The following is a 14,126-nucleotide window of genomic DNA, read 5'->3' as shown; positions in this document are numbered from 1 at the left end:
CGCGGGAATCGTTGTTTATAATGCACTAAATGGAAACCGAAGAGACTTCGCGCAGGGATCCCCCGGGCGGGCCGATCCGGATCCTGATCAGCTCCTGCCTGCTGGGCGAGAAGGTCCGTTACGACGGCAGTCACAAGAGGGATCCCTTCCTCACGGAGACGCTGGGCCGGTTCGTGGAATTCGTCCCCGTGTGCCCTGAAGTGGAGTGCGGCTTCCCGGTCCCGAGGGAGGCCATGCGCCTGAAGGGGAACCCGGACGCCCCCCGGCTTGTCGGGGCGGGGACGGGTACGGATTTCACCGACCTGATGCTGTCCTACGGCCGGAAGAAGCTGCGGAACCTCGAGGAGTCCGACCTGAGCGGCTACATCTGCAAGAAGGACTCGCCGACCTCGGGGATGGAGCGCGTCAAGGTGTTCGGCGCGGACGGAGTCCCGGCCAAGGTGGGCGCGGGGCTGTTCACGAAGGCGTTCATGGAGCATTTCCCGCTGATCCCGGTGGAGGAGGAAGGCCGGCTCCAGGACCCGATCCTCCGGGAGATGTTCATCGAGCGCATGTTCACCCTGCGCCGGTTCCGCGAGTCGCTTCGCAGGGGAAAGTCCCGGGGGAACCTCGCGGGGTTCCACACCGACCACAAGATGCTGATCCTCGCCCACGGGAGGACGCGGTACACCGAGATGGGGCAACTCGTGGGCCGCTCGAAGGATCTCCCTCCGGACGAGCTCTACGAACGCTACCAGCGGCTCCTGATGGAGGCGCTGGCGCAGCGCGCCACCCCCGCCAGGTGCGCCGACGTGCTCGTCCACATGATGGGGCATCTCCGGGTGCTCCTGATGCACGAAGAGAAGCAGGAGCTGCTCGAGGTGGTCGATCGGTACAGGAACCGCATGATCCCGCTGATCGTCCCCGTCACGCTGATCAACCATTACGTCCGCAAGTACAGGGTCCCCTACCTGGAGCGGCAGGTTTTCCTCCATCCCCACCCCGTCGAGCTGATGCTGCGCAACCACGTGTGAGCGCGGCTACACGAGAAAGCCGGCCAGCTCCCTCGCCGTGAGGTTCTCCATCCCGGAAACCGCCTGGATGACGGACTCCATCCGCGCGGGATCCAGAGAGCCGTCCGCGACCCGGCGGAACTTCCCGGCGGCCCCGTCCATGGACATCGGCCGGGTGTGGAAACCCTCGTAGTCGGTCTTCTCCCGGGTGAGGATCCGGCCGTCTCTCAGGGCGACGGTCAGGCGGCAGGCATGCTCCTCCGGAAAACGGGCGGAAAAGACGGGATCCGGCACGACCTCCACCTTCCGGAGAAGCTCCTGGACATCGTCCCGCAGGATCCGCTCCGGCGCATATTGCGCGGGGGTCACCTCCCCGTCCAGCGCGGCCACGGCCAGGATGTAGGGAAGGCTGTGGTCTGCCTCCTCCTTCGTCCGCACGACCGTCTTGTCCCCCTCGGCGCCTCCCCCGATGATCAGGAAGGCGACGTCGAAGATCTCCACGCGGATCCGCGCGATCTGCCGGCCCGTGAACCGCTCCGCCTCCATCATGCCGAGCAGCCCCTCGATCGCGGACTGGGAGTGGATCTCCGCGTTGTATTTCTTCAGGACGGTGCGGCTCACACGCTCCAGCCCCTCGCCCTCCCAATCGATCTCGAACGGCCCGGAGACGACCTGCATCCACCCTTTCGGCCCCTCGAAGGCGCCGGCGGGCCCGGTGATCCCCTCCTTCGCGAGGAAGGCGGCGCGCAGCCCGTTGAACGCCGCGTTGGGGGCGGCCAGCCCCTTCCAGTGGGAGAGCTCCCCCGTCCGGGTGGCGCGCACCGCGTTGTTCGCGGTCGCCGCGATCGCCAGGGCGTTCGCCAGCTGTTCCTCGTCGAGCGACAGGGCCCTCCCCGCCCCCGCCGCCGCGGCGATGACGCCCTGCGTGACGTGGTCGAAACCGCGGGCGCGCAGCGGGGCGACGTCCGACAGGCGGCACTGCACCTGGTACGCCGCCGCGAGGGAGGCGAGCAGCTCTCTCCCGCAGATCCCCGCGTATTCCGCCGCCGCCAGCACGGCCCCCAGGTTGTCGCTGGGGTGGCACGTCTCCCCCTTCGCGAGGTAGCTGTCGTTGAAATCGAGGTAGCGGATCAGAGCGGAATTGTAGAACGCAGCCCGGTCGGGCGACGTCCGGCCGCCCCCGATGAGCGTGCAGAGCGGCTTGCCGCCGAACTCCGCCACGTGCCGCCGGATCTTCCGGATCGGTCCGGCCTCCATGGCGCCCCAGGCGCACCCGAGGGAATCGAGCACTCTGATCTTGAGCGCCTTCCGGGCGGCGCGGGAGATGCCGTCCCATTCCGCCCGGTGCACGAACGTCGACAGTTCCTGGAGCCGCGTCCGCCCGTGGAGAAGACGGGCCGAATCGGCCCCGCCCCGGGGGCTCATGCCGCCTTCCCCCGGACCTTCGCCGCGACCTTCAGCTGCCGCACGCCCGCCGCGGGCGCCGCGCGCCCTCTCGCGGGCACTTTATAGGTGACCACGCGGCCCCACGTTCCCGCGGTTCCCCAGATACCGGAGCGCAGGCATTCGAGCTGCACGATCTGGGAGTGGTCCACGAACAGGTTCACCTCCGGGCCGTACGACTTCACGTACCAGGAAAACACGTCCGGGTCGGCCGCCTCGAACATCACGTTTTCCAGCCCGAGCTCCCGGATGAACCGGGCCGGGACGCCGGTGCGCCATGCCTTGACGTTTTCGGTGATCCCCTCCGACTCGATCATCACCAGGTGGGCCCCCGCGTCCAGGTACCGCTTCGCCTGGCGGATCGCCCGGTCCGGGTCCGCCACCCCCTCGGCTTCCAGCTCCGCGGCGGGGCTTGCGCCGCCGGCCCCGAACTGGATCCCGACCTCGGGCTTCGGCAGCATCCCGAGCCCGCGGACCTTCTCAACGAGGCGGACGAGGTCGTCGTCGGGGATCGAGATGAACCCCGAAGATACCTCCACGATGTCAAATCCCACCCGCCGGCACTCCTCGAGGTACCGGTCCACGACATCCGGCCCCATCGTCAGCACGTGCTCGATGAACCCGCCCGTGGACACGAGGACGTCGTCCCCGTGGCAGAGATCGATCAGGTCGCGGACCGACTTCTCCGGCATGAGGACGAAAGAGCCGCCGCTGAACTTGAAGATGTCCACGTACTCGCCCATCGTTTCCAGGATGTCCTGGAGCGCCCGCTTCCCGAGGGGCGTGTAATACGGACCCCGGATCTCCGTCACTCCCCTTTTCCGCGGCTTGCCTTCCCTTTCGTTTATGTAAAGGGAGCCGAATCCTCTCCCGCTTTCGTTTTCCATCGCGATCCCCTTTCGCCTTCATGGCGTCTGCATAAGGAAAGCGTAATTCTCCGCGCAGGAACCGTTCTGTGAAACCTTTCACAATTCCGGATGATAGCCCCCGACCGGATTGCTCTTCCCCCGGAAGGGCGATAAATTGGATTCCATGGGGCTTTCCGTCATCACGGCGAACGACCTGTTCCTCGGGATGGAGAAGGCGGAGCTGGACAGGATCCTCCCCCTGTTCACGGAACGGAAATATCCGAAGGGCCGCGTGATCTTCGAGCGGGGAGATTCCGGCGACGCGCTCTTCATCGTGAAGGATGGGATGGTCAAGCTGGTCTCCCATTCCGGGCGCGGAACGGAGACGATCCTTCACATGCTCCCGCCCGGCGCGATCTTCGGGGAGCTCCTGTTCTCCGAGGACCGGCGGACGTTCACGGCCCTCGCCGGGAAGGACTCCGAGGTCGCCGCCCTTCCCAGGCGCGCGCTCGAGCGACTGCTGGCGACGGTCCCCGCGTTCTCCATGAATTTCATCCGCATCCTTTCCAGGCGCCTCGCGAAGGTCGAGCAGGAGTACGCGAGTTTCGGCCACACCTGGTCCTATCACCGCCTGGCCAGGATCCTCCTGCGGCTCGCCGGGGAGCACGGCGTGAAGGCCCCGGGAGGCACGGAGATCGCGGTCCGCCTGACCCACGAAGAGCTTGCGAACCTGATCGGCACCACGCGGGAAACCGTGACGACGCAGCTCGGCAGGTTCCGCAGGATGGGGATGGCCCGCCGCGACGGGAAGTACCTTCGGGTGAACGTGGGCCGCCTCGCCCGGTTCATCCGCGGGCAGGAGACGCCCGGCGCCCGCGGGAGCGCCGCCGCGCGGCGGAAGCCGTCCCGGCGGGGGTAGGAATGCCCGGCCGCGATTCATGATACATTTCCAGGAAAACCGATCGGAACGGAGGTCGTCCATGGCCGTCGTATTCGTCACCGTGGTCCCGCTCGGGACCGCCACGCCGAGCGTTTCCCGCTTTGTGGCCGGGGTGGAGCGGGTGCTCCGCGACAGCGGTCTCAAGCACGAGCTGACCGCGATGGGAACGATCATCGAGGGCGACCTCGACGCGATCCTGCCCGTCCTCAGGAAAATGCACGAGCAGCCCTTCGGCGAAGGGGCCATGCGGGTGTCGACCTCGATCCGGATCGACGACCGGCGCGACAAGAAGGGAACGATCGAGGGGAAACTGCAGGCCGTCAGGGAAAAGCTGGAGAGTTAGCGCGGCGGGGCGTCAGGGCCCGCAATCCAGCATCCGCAGGGTGTCGCCGAGATCCGAGACGCGGAACGGCTTGGAGATCACGGCGTCGAAGCCGTATTCCCGGTAGTTCGTCACGACGGGGTCGCTCGAATGACCGCTGGAGACGACGGCTTTCAGGCCGGAGTCGATCCTGCGGAGCTCCTCCACGGCCTCCCTCCCCCCCATCCCGCCGGGGACGTTCAGGTCGACGATCACCGCGGAGAAGGGCTGGTCGGATTCCTTCGCCTTCACGTACAGGTCGATGGCTTCCTTACCGTCCCTGGCGAACTCCACCTCGTGACCGAACATCTTCAGCATTTCTCCGACGACCGACCTCACCATTTCCTCGTCGTCCATCAACAGGACTTTTCGCTTCCCCTCGGATCCCAAGGATGGCCTCCTTCCGGTCCGGATGATTCATCGGCAAGACACCGGAAAACTTTAAAACCCGCATTTCTCACCAGCGTCCGTAGCGAGGCGGTGGAGACGGGCGTGGCTACAAGGCGTCGCGACCGAGGGCCCCGGAGGCGCACTTGAAAGTGCGTCGAGGAGCCCGACCGAGCGCAACGCAGTAGACATGCCCGTATCCGCCGCCGCAGTAGGAGGCTGGAGAGAAATGCGGGTTTAGACCGAACCGTTGCGATATCGAGAATAATCCTATTTTGAGGTATCGGCGAGCCGTCAATCCGTGACCATGACATCTCAAGAGGCGTCAGGAGGACGAAATGTCGGAGAAGTTGCCGGTCGACATCGCGAAGGCGTTCGTTGAAGCGTACGCGAAGAAGGACTGGGCCGGGTTGTGGGCCCTGTCCGACTGGAGGATCGTCCTGGACGAGATTCCCACGCGCAGGAAAACGCACGGCATCAAGAGGTTCATGACCATCATGCAGGAATGGGGAGCCTCTTTCCCCGATTCGAAGATAGAGATCAAGGACATGTCGGACTACGGCAAGACCGCGAGCTTCATCTTGAAGTGGACCGGGACCCACGAAGGTCCGATCGACACGCCGGGGGGGACGATCTTCCCGACCGGGAAGAAGATCGACGTCCCCGTGACCATGACGGTCGATGTCGGGGAGGAGGGAACGGTGGAATCGGTCACCCACCTCTTCGACATGGCGCTTATGGAGAAGCAGATCGAGCTCAGGCCGGAGGAAAGGGTCGCCTGACGCACCGGCGGCCGGCCCTGTCGCCCCGGCAGGCGGATCTCCGCCGCGCCGGGCGCGGCCGGACGGCCGCTTCCTTCTTCATTTTCCCCCGTATGCGATCCGGTAGATCGATCCGGACATGTCGTCCGATACCATGAGGGAGCCGTCGGGCATCACTTCGAGGTCGACGGGGCGCCCCCACGCCTCCCCTTTCCGGAGCCACCCGTCGGCGAACGTTTCGTACGCGACCGCCCTGCCCCCCGAGAGGCGGACCAGGGAGACCCTGTACCCCTGAGGGACCGAACGGTTCCAGGAGCCGTGCTCCGCGATGAAGATCTGCCCCCGGTATTCCTTCGGAAACATCTCTCCGGTGTAGAACCGCATCCCGAGCGAGGCGACGTGGGCGGGAAGCTCCCATTCCGGGAGGGTGAATTCCCTGCTCCCCCGGTTTTCCCAGTGTTCCGGATCGCGCACCGTATTCCCGTGCAGGTAGGGGAAGCCGAAATGGAGCCCCTGCTTCGATGCGCGGTTCAGTTCGTCCGGCGGGATGTCGTCTCCGAGCCAGTCGCGGCCGTTGTCGGTGAACCAGAGCTCCTTCGTGGCGGGATTCCAGTCGAAGCCGACCGTGTTGCGCACGCCCCGCGCGAAGACCTCCAGCCCTTTCCCGTCGGGGCGCATCCGCAGGATCGACGCGAACCGCGGGTCGTCCCGGTCGCAGACGTTGCACGGCGCTCCGACGGGAACGTACAGCAGCCCGTCCGGGCCGAAACGGATGAACTTCCATCCGTGGTGCTTGTCGGCCGGAAACCCGTCGTTCACGACGACCGGTTCCGGCGGATTGTCGAGGCGGGCGCCGATCCCGTCGTACCGGAGAACGCGGCGGATCTCCGCGACGTACAGCGCGCCGTCGCGGAACGCCACGCCGTTGGGAGTGTTCAGCCCCCGCGCGATCCGTACGACGCGCCGCGTCCCGTCCGCCGATTTCTCCGGAAGCACCGCGTAGACCGATCCATCCCCTCTCCGCGTCCCCACGTAGAGGATTCCCCCGTCTCCGAGGGTCATCGACCGGGCATTGGGCACGGAGGCGTACAGGGAGATCGAAAATCCCGGCGGCAGCCGGATCTCCCCCATGGGCGCAGGCGTTTTCGCGAGGCATCCGGCGGACCAGAGGATGGACAGGGCGACTACGGCCGCGGGCAGGGCGAGGATCCCGGGGGGATGTGACGTTTTTCGGCTTTTTTCGGGAAACGGTCCTGCCGGCTTGCCGTTATTTGTTTTCATCCCTGCCCCTCGCTCTCGTAAGCCTGCGTTTTAACGAGTATTCGCGTTTCGGACCGCTTGGCACATTTTTTTCAAGATCCTTCCGTGGGAACGGGCGGAATAGATGGAACGAGGCATGCCGCCCGGATCCCGCCGGAGGGATGGGATGAGACGATTCCTGTTGGCTACGGTCCTGCTGGCGGCGCTGCCGATCGTCTCGTGGGGCGCGTCCCCGCCACGGGAAGACACGATCGGGATCGTCCGGGTATCGAAGGGCGAGGCGAGCATCATCCGCGGAGAGAAAAGCTTTCCCGCCGCCGTGGGCTCCAGGATCGAAATGGGGGACATCTTGAGGACGGGAGCCGACGGCTCGGTGGGAGTCATCCTGCGCGACAACTCGAGTCTCTCCCTCGGGCCTCGAAGCGACATGGTCATCGGTAAGTTCCTCTTCTCGCCCGCCGACGGCAGGATGGCCCTTTTCGCCCGTCTCGCCCGGGGCACCATGGCCTACATGTCCGGGCTGATCGGAAAGCTTTCTCCGGAATCGGTCCGGTTCGAAACCCCCACGGCCACCATCGGCATCCGGGGGACCTGCTTCGTCGTGAAGGCGGGGGATCCCGTCCCGAACTGACGGATCACTCCTTCGACTCCCCCACCAGGACCTCCACGGTCCTGCGCTCGGCGCCCCGCAGCAGTTCGATCCGCGCGAGGTATCTCTCTTCCGTTTCCGACAGGAGGCGGTGGAGGTCGTCGACGCTTTCCACCGGCTTCCCGTTCATCCCGAGAACGATGTCCCCCGAGACGATCCCCGCGACCCCCGCCGGGCCGTCGGGGTCCAGCGTCATCACCTCCACCCCCGACTCCTTCGAAAGCGCCAGGTGGCGGACGATGCGCCGCTCGATCTCCCTCCTCCGCCCGGTGATGCCGAGATACCCCCTGCGGACCCTGCCGTGCGCCAGGATCTGCGACACCACGTGGCGCGCCGTGTTGGAAGGCACCGCAAAGCCGATCCCCTGGGCGGCGGCGATGATCGCCGTGTTGATCCCGACGACGCGCCCCCGCGAGTCCACCAGCGGCCCGCCGGAGTTTCCCGGGTTCAGAGGGGCCGTGTGCTGGATGACATTCTCGATCAGCCGGTGATCGCGGCTGCGCATTGCGCGCCCCGTGGCGCTGACGACCCCTGTGGAGACGCTCGACTGGAACCCCAGCGGGTTCCCGATGGCGATGACGAGCTGCCCCACCTTGAGCGCGGAGGAATCGCCGAGGGCCGCATAGGGAAGTCCCGAGCCGTTGGCGCGCACGACCGCCAGATCGTTCGGAGGGTCCGAGCCGACGGCGACCGCGCCCAGACGCGTCCCGTCCATGAGCGTCAGGAGGACCCTGCCGCTCTCCTGGACCACATGGTGATTGGTGAGGACATACCCGTCGGGCGTCAGCAGGACGCCCGACCCCGCGCCGATCGGCTCCACTCCGCTCCCGTCCGGCGCGTCCCTCCCGACGTTCACGCTGACGACCGCGGGCCCGACCGCCTCCACGACGCCGGTGACGGCGCGCGAATACGCGTCCAGGAGCTCCGTGTCCGACCTGCCGGAAGGGCCCACCTCGCACCGGCCGGCCGGAGCCGCTTCCCCTTCCGGCGTTTCCGATGCCCACAGCAGTTTCCGGGGATCCGCCTTCGACATCCCTTCCGCCTCCTTCCGCCCGCTTCAGAACGGATATCCCTTCAACCCCCGGACTCCCTTGAGCGCAGATATCTCACCCGTGTGGCAGAAGGTGTGGCCGATCACGACGTTGTTCAGGACAAACGCAAGAGTGACGATTCCCATCCCCTCCGCCGACATGTCCACGGGGCGCTCCAGGTCCTCTTCGGACAGCGTCGCCAGCCACGCGTCCGTCGCCGCCGTGACCGCGGCCCCGTATCCCCGCAGCGCCGGCAGATCGACCCGGACGCGCCGGCTCCACTCCGCGAAGGCGCGCCCCCACTCCTCCGGGGAGGCGGGCGGGGGAACGGAGGGATCCATCCCCGGGCCGAGCTCGGACAACCCGGTCTTCCCCGCGAACGCGCCGGCGCGCAACGGGCGCTCCCCCCGGACCATGCGGTTCACGACCTCGTCCATGGACAGCACCACGTGCGCATACGCCGCGCCGATCGGCAGCGCGGTCCCCGGCGGGATCCACTGCGCGATTTCTGGAGACACGTCCTGGAAGGTGCCCTCCATGGTTTCCCACGCGGAACGGAGCTGCTCCCGCAGCAATGCGATGGCCCTGCCGCTCTCCTTTTTCATCCCTTTCGCCGCTCCTTTCGAGATGTCAGCGCACGGCGGCGCCCGCATCCTCCATTCCCCTCCGGGACGAGAGGGCCGCCACCGCGGCGAGCGCCCGGTTCCTCCAGAGCATCCTTTCCTGCCCGATCCTACGCGCCCATGGTTTGATGCGCGCGACCCGGCCACGGCTCCGCTCCTCGAGGACGTTTTCGTACAGGCGGAGCGCATCTTCGGCGCACCGGTGGATCGAGTAGCGAAGAGAAGTTTCCCGCGCGGCCTCCCTCATCCGGTGGAAATCCGCGGGCGGCAGGCGGGACGCACGGAGCAAAGCGTCGGTGAATGCCGGCAGGCTCATCTCGGAAAGCAGGAAGCCGTTCCGGCCGTCCTCCACCGCTTCGCGGACCCCGGGCGCGTCCACGGCGACCACGGGCACCCCGGACGCCATCGCCTCGGTGAGGACCATTCCCTGCGTCTCGTTCCGCGACGAGAAGGCGAACACGTCCATCGCATGGTAGGCGTCGGCGAGCTTCCCGTCGCGGAGGACCCCCGCGTAGTGGAGGCGGCCGGTCATCCCGCACCGCTCGAACCGGTCCCGGATTTCCGCCTCCGAAGGTCCCGCGCCGACGACCAGGAAGCGGGCGGTCCGGTGGACGGCGAGGAACCCGGTCACGGCCTGTACGAGGAACCCGAGGTTTTTCTCCGGCCCCAGCCTGCCGACGTGTCCGACGACGAAGGCGCCCGCGGGGATCCCCATCTCCGCGCGGAAGCCGTCCCGGTCGCCGCGGCGAAACCGTTCCGGGTTCACACCCGTGGGGATCACTCCGATGGGGGCCGTCACGCCGCGCTCGCGGAGGATCCTGGCGGTGCTCCCGCTCGGGGCGATGACGCGGTCGCAGAGGTTCGCATACCCCGTGGAGAGCTCGACGACGAACCGGCGCATCGCCGGGGAATCGCCCACGACGTAATGCGCCATCATTTCGTACATCGTGTGATGCGTGAACACCAGGGGGATGTTCCGGGAGGCGGAGATCCGGAGCGCCATGTCGCCGAGCACGTACGGATGATGGGAATGGACGATCTCGGGCCGGAAATCCTCGAGCGCATGGTAGAGGAAGCCCGGTATGGGCAGGCCGATGGAGAAATCGCTCCCGTTGAACCTCCGGATGGACGGGATCCGGACCACCCCGGCCTCCTTTTTCGGGGAGCCGGGGTACGCGGGAGCGACCACGAGAACGCGATGCCCGCGGCGGCGGAATTCGGAGGTGAACGCCTCTATCGACCGGACGAGCCCCCCCACGTACGGGGAGAACGTATTCGTCGCCATCAGGAGATTCATCCGGGCCTCCCGGAAACGGGCGGTCTACCCTATGCTGCCCTCCTGGTGATCCTCCAGCGTGGAGCAGATGCGTTCCCTGGAACGGTAGAACAGGGAGAACCGGAGATCGCGCGCCGTCGGGAACAGCCCGTACATTTCCAGGGCGACGTCCTCCGGGCGCTTGTACGGATCCCACCGCGCCTTGCAGTTCGGGCGGATGAACCGTCCGCTCAGCAGGAGTCGGAAGAACATCAGGTCGCACAGCATGCCTTCCAGCCAGGGCGTCCAGTTCTCGTATCCCGCGACCCACTTAAGGTGCGGGGTCCCGCCGAGCAGCACCTCGGCCGTCTTCCGGTTGACGAAGTCGCAGGCTCCGAGGTAAAGGCCGTCGTAGCTGGTCAGCGGGGACAGGATGTTCTTCAGCTTCGTCCGGCTGATGTCCTGCACCGCGCTGATCGCCCCCCGCTTCCCGTGGCATGCGAAATAAGCGATCTTCGCCCGGTTGTCGGCTCCCTGGTCGTGGCCGTACAGCGCCGATTTCAACCCCTCCGCGTTCTGGAAAACGATATAGCTGAACAGCGCGTCGTGGCCGGGGCGGTCGCGCTTGTACCCGTTCCGGCGGGCGTAGCACTCCTCGGTGTCCCGCTTGAGCTGCTCGAAGAACGGCTTGACGGTCTCGTCGTGCAGACGGTCCCACTGCGCCTCGAACACCTTGATGATGTACCGGAACCCGTTCCTTTCCCGCATTTCTACATTGTCCCGCCCGCCCGACCCCGGCGTCAAGCCTTTGGAATGCCTTTATTTATCAAGTGATTACAGCTATTTACCGCGGAAGGGACCGCGCGGAATCAGACGTAGAGATCGACGAGGCCGCCCGAAACGGGGGGGATGCAGACAAGATAGAGCCTGTCTCTGAGGAACCTTCCGTAAGCCTTCTCCAGACCGAAATCGTTGAGGGAGATTTCCAGGCGGAAATCGCGGTCCCGGACCGCTCCGGAAAAATCTTCCGCCTCGGGAGCGCGCGCGGGTGATGCGGAGCCACGCCGGGCCTTCAAGGCAAGGGCGCCCGTCCGTTCCCGGACACCCCTCGTCGATACAATGCCCCCGATCACCTGCGCCCCTTTCGAAAACCGCTTTCCGCGCCTCCCGCGCACAAAGACCGCCCTATGGGGCCTCGCAAAAGGTGTTCCATCACCTTTATGATGCAACTATCCGATTTTACGTTTATTGTTTTTATAAAATTCCGCCCGCCCGGAAATGCCGTCCTCACATTGGGAAAATTATTCCCCCTCCTGCCAAGTATAATGGACGGCATGCGGAAACATCCGGTTCTTCAAGGAGGAGCGCCGTGGGACTGTTCGACTACTTCAAGCCCGTTTCCACGATGACCGCGGAGGAGGTACGCGACTTCCTCCGGAACCGGAGCGCGGACTCCCTGAACCTCGTGGACGTCCGCCAGCCACACGAATACGAAGCCGGCCACCTGCCGGGGGCCGTTCTCATGCCGTTGGCCGAGATCCCGAACCGCCTGGGCGAGCTCGACCGGTCCCGGCCGACCATCACGTACTGCGGGGCCGGCGTCCGGAGCCGCGCCGCGGCGTCGATCCTCGAAGAGGCCGGCTTCTCGCCGGTGTCCAGCATGTCCGGCGGGATCAATGCGTGGAACGGTCTCGTCGCGGAAGGGGGGTACGAGGAGGGACTCGTCTACTTCTCCCGCGCCTCGGGGGCCGAAGAGCTGATCTCCCTGTCCTGGGCCCTCGAGGAAGGGAACCGCGCCTTCTACGAACGCCTCTCCGCGGACGCGGGGGAAGGCGCCGCGGCATCGCTGTTCCGTTCCCTGGTGCGGGCGGAGGAAAATCACAAAGCGACGCTGGCGGAGCTGCACGCGCGCGTGACGCGGAAGGCAGGCCCACTCGCCCCGCCGGAAGGGATTGCCGCCGGCGACTTCCTGGAGGACGGGTCCCGCGTCGATTCCACGCTGGCCCGTGTACGGGGGAAGTCGATCCGGGGTGCGCTGGATATCCTGATCTCTGTGGAAGCGAACGCAATGGACCGCTACGTCAAGATGGGGAGGGCGGTCTCCGACGCCGATTCGCGGAAGGTGTTCCTCACCCTTGCCGAGGAGGAGCGTGCCCACCTTCAGAAGTTGTCCGATCTGTTGGAACGGATGCCGCCGGGATAACCGGTTTGCCCCCCGGGCGCGGGAGCCCGGGGGGCCGGATCCGTCGCGCGCTCATTCACCCGACGCCTTTTTCCGCTCCTCGATGGGGATCCGATGCGCGTTTTCCGCAAGCCAGGCGTCGAACGTCATCATCCCGGGATGGATGCGCCTGGCGACCGCGAGATCCCGGGCACCGCAGAATGCGCTTTCGCAGTCGCGATAGAACTGGAACATGTTCCCGAGTTCCTCGGCGCCCGGGAACCCCTGCCGACGGTACGCGTTGGGAGAGATCGCATCGTACCGGATCTTCCGGCCGAGCGCGCGAGCGAGCGCCGCGGCCATCTCTTCCCCGGTCAGGTGATCCCCGGCGATGCCGACGGTCCTGCCGACGTACTCCGCCTTGTTCCGGATGATGTTGTAGGCGCACCGCCCGATGTCGTCGATGGCGATGCCGGCCATTTTCCTGTCCCCCAGCGGAAACGCGATCGCCAGCTCCCCTTCGGGGTCGACCTTGGGCCCCATCCCGAAATAGATCATGTTTTCCCAATAGAAGGAGGCCAACAGGTACGTCACCGGAAGGCCGAGATCCGCGAAGTAGCGGTCCGCCTCCGCCTTGGCGTCGAAATGTGGCACCTTGTAGTTCCCCATCAGGGTCGGCATCCGGTCGTCGTGCAGCGGCACCCACTTGCGGGTGTCCTCGAGCGTGGACCAGATGACATGGCCGACGTGGGTTTCCTTCGCCGCTTCGGCCATGTTCTTCGCCTGGGCCTTCTCTTTCTCCGGGGACATGTGCTCCCAGAACGGAGTGACGCAGTATGCCGCATGGGCGCAATGGAACGCCTTCTTCAGGCTCTCAACGTCGTCGAGGTCGGCCGGGACGACTTCGGCGCCCAGCTTTTTCAGCTCCCTGGCCTTTTCGGATTCAGGATTCCTGGTGAGGGCGCGCACCTTGTACTCGCCCTTCGTGTCCCCAAGGACGGCGCGGCACAGGCTGCCTCCCTGGGCTCCCGTCGCCCCGACAACAGCGATGATCCTCGCCACTTTTTGCCTCCTTTTTTATGTCCGGACACCTATTCGCAACGGTTGACCCCACAACGGAACCAACGTCGATAAATGTACGATCCGGCAGGAATCAGATAAGATTCCGGTTTGAAGAAAAAACCTCGATTGGCCGATAAGACGAATGGTATGCTTTACTATCAGTAAATATTCCGATTGAACTGAAGGGGTCACTTTCAGGGCTCCTGGATGGAAAGGTGGGTGTGTGAAGAGAGTCGCCGTTTTCCTCTGCCTTGTCGTTCTTGCGGGCTGCGGAGGGGGAGGGGGTTCCTCCACTCCCCTTGCGGACCCGACGCTCCCCTTCCACGTGTTCGCCACCACGCCGACGTCCGGAC

General features: G+C 65.8%; 16 protein-coding genes. 6 read left to right on the top strand and 10 right to left on the bottom strand.

From position 1 onward, the window contains the following. Positions 1-29: 29 nt before the first annotated feature. Positions 30-1,013: a DUF523 and DUF1722 domain-containing protein gene (locus tag AB1346_09965; GenBank protein MEW6720760.1), complete on the top strand. Its 984-nt coding sequence runs from the start codon at positions 30-32 to the stop codon at positions 1,011-1,013. A 6-nt stretch (positions 1,014-1,019) separates the two neighbouring features. Here AB1346_09965 and AB1346_09960 read toward each other — a convergent pair whose 3' ends face one another. Further along, positions 1,020-2,417 (bottom strand): MmgE/PrpD family protein, encoded by a 1,398-nt coding sequence (locus AB1346_09960; GenBank protein MEW6720759.1) that lies wholly within the window; start codon positions 2,415-2,417, stop codon positions 1,020-1,022. Next, entirely contained in the window at positions 2,414-3,322 is a 909-nt protein-coding gene (locus AB1346_09955; protein MEW6720758.1) for a phosphosulfolactate synthase, read from the bottom strand. Before AB1346_09955 ends, AB1346_09960 begins: the two co-directional genes overlap by 4 nt. Before the next feature lie 145 nt (positions 3,323-3,467). On the opposite strand from AB1346_09955, the gene AB1346_09950 reads away from it, so the two are divergent. Beyond that, the gene (locus tag AB1346_09950) at positions 3,468-4,202 is read left to right on the top strand and encodes a Crp/Fnr family transcriptional regulator (protein ID MEW6720757.1); all 735 of its coding nucleotides are present in this window, start codon (positions 3,468-3,470) and stop codon (positions 4,200-4,202) included. 61 nt (positions 4,203-4,263) lie between these two features. Then, entirely contained in the window at positions 4,264-4,566 is a 303-nt protein-coding gene (locus AB1346_09945) for an MTH1187 family thiamine-binding protein (protein MEW6720756.1), read from the top strand. A 12-nt stretch (positions 4,567-4,578) separates the two neighbouring features. Here AB1346_09945 and AB1346_09940 read toward each other — a convergent pair whose 3' ends face one another. Then, positions 4,579-4,974: a response regulator gene (locus AB1346_09940; protein MEW6720755.1), complete on the bottom strand. Its 396-nt coding sequence runs from the start codon at positions 4,972-4,974 to the stop codon at positions 4,579-4,581. 335 nt (positions 4,975-5,309) lie between these two features. On the opposite strand from AB1346_09940, the gene AB1346_09935 reads away from it, so the two are divergent. Continuing rightward, positions 5,310-5,753, top strand: coding sequence for an ester cyclase (locus tag AB1346_09935; protein MEW6720754.1), 444 nt, complete (start codon positions 5,310-5,312; stop codon positions 5,751-5,753). A gap of 78 nt (positions 5,754-5,831) precedes the next feature. On the opposite strand, the gene AB1346_09930 is transcribed toward AB1346_09935, so the two are convergent. Beyond that, positions 5,832-7,013 (bottom strand): PQQ-dependent sugar dehydrogenase, encoded by a 1,182-nt coding sequence (locus AB1346_09930; GenBank protein MEW6720753.1) that lies wholly within the window; start codon positions 7,011-7,013, stop codon positions 5,832-5,834. A gap of 145 nt (positions 7,014-7,158) precedes the next feature. Between AB1346_09930 and AB1346_09925 the strand changes: the two genes are divergently transcribed. Beyond that, the gene (locus AB1346_09925) at positions 7,159-7,623 is read left to right on the top strand and encodes a FecR domain-containing protein (GenBank protein MEW6720752.1); all 465 of its coding nucleotides are present in this window, start codon (positions 7,159-7,161) and stop codon (positions 7,621-7,623) included. 4 nt (positions 7,624-7,627) lie between these two features. Here the strand turns inward: AB1346_09925 and AB1346_09920 are convergent, their stop codons facing one another. The 5 genes from AB1346_09920 to AB1346_09900 all read right to left on the bottom strand — a co-directional run bounded on the left by AB1346_09920 (position 7,628) and on the right by AB1346_09900 (position 11,626). Continuing rightward, the gene (locus AB1346_09920; GenBank protein MEW6720751.1) at positions 7,628-8,674 is read right to left on the bottom strand and encodes a trypsin-like peptidase domain-containing protein; all 1,047 of its coding nucleotides are present in this window, start codon (positions 8,672-8,674) and stop codon (positions 7,628-7,630) included. Positions 8,675-8,698: 24 nt separating this feature from the next. Continuing rightward, positions 8,699-9,277, bottom strand: a complete 579-nt coding sequence (locus AB1346_09915; protein ID MEW6720750.1) for a DinB family protein — start codon at positions 9,275-9,277, stop codon at positions 8,699-8,701. A gap of 25 nt (positions 9,278-9,302) precedes the next feature. Further along, on the bottom strand, positions 9,303-10,580 hold the full coding sequence (locus AB1346_09910) for a glycosyltransferase (GenBank protein MEW6720749.1): 1,278 nt from the start codon (positions 10,578-10,580) through the stop codon (positions 9,303-9,305). A gap of 36 nt (positions 10,581-10,616) precedes the next feature. Further along, a complete protein-coding gene (locus AB1346_09905) occupies positions 10,617-11,318 on the bottom strand; it encodes a hypothetical protein (protein MEW6720748.1) in 702 nt (233 codons plus the stop codon). Between the two features lie 101 nt (positions 11,319-11,419). After that, entirely contained in the window at positions 11,420-11,626 is a 207-nt protein-coding gene (locus tag AB1346_09900; GenBank protein MEW6720747.1) for a hypothetical protein, read from the bottom strand. Positions 11,627-11,919: 293 nt separating this feature from the next. Here AB1346_09900 and AB1346_09895 point away from each other — a divergent pair, with 293 nt between their 5' ends. Continuing rightward, complete coding sequence (locus AB1346_09895; protein MEW6720746.1) at positions 11,920-12,753, top strand: rhodanese-like domain-containing protein; 834 nt, start codon at positions 11,920-11,922, stop codon at positions 12,751-12,753. Between the two features lie 51 nt (positions 12,754-12,804). Here AB1346_09895 and AB1346_09890 read toward each other — a convergent pair whose 3' ends face one another. Further along, a complete protein-coding gene (locus AB1346_09890; protein MEW6720745.1) occupies positions 12,805-13,773 on the bottom strand; it encodes an NmrA/HSCARG family protein in 969 nt (322 codons plus the stop codon). Between the last annotated feature and the right edge of the window lie 353 nt (positions 13,774-14,126).

The sequence above is a fragment of the Thermodesulfobacteriota bacterium genome, from assembly GCA_040758155.1.
GTDB lineage: Bacteria > Desulfobacterota > Deferrimicrobia > Deferrimicrobiales > Deferrimicrobiaceae > UBA2219.
Note: the sequence above shows the minus strand (reverse complement) of the source record. Positions and strands in the feature narration are given on the sequence as shown.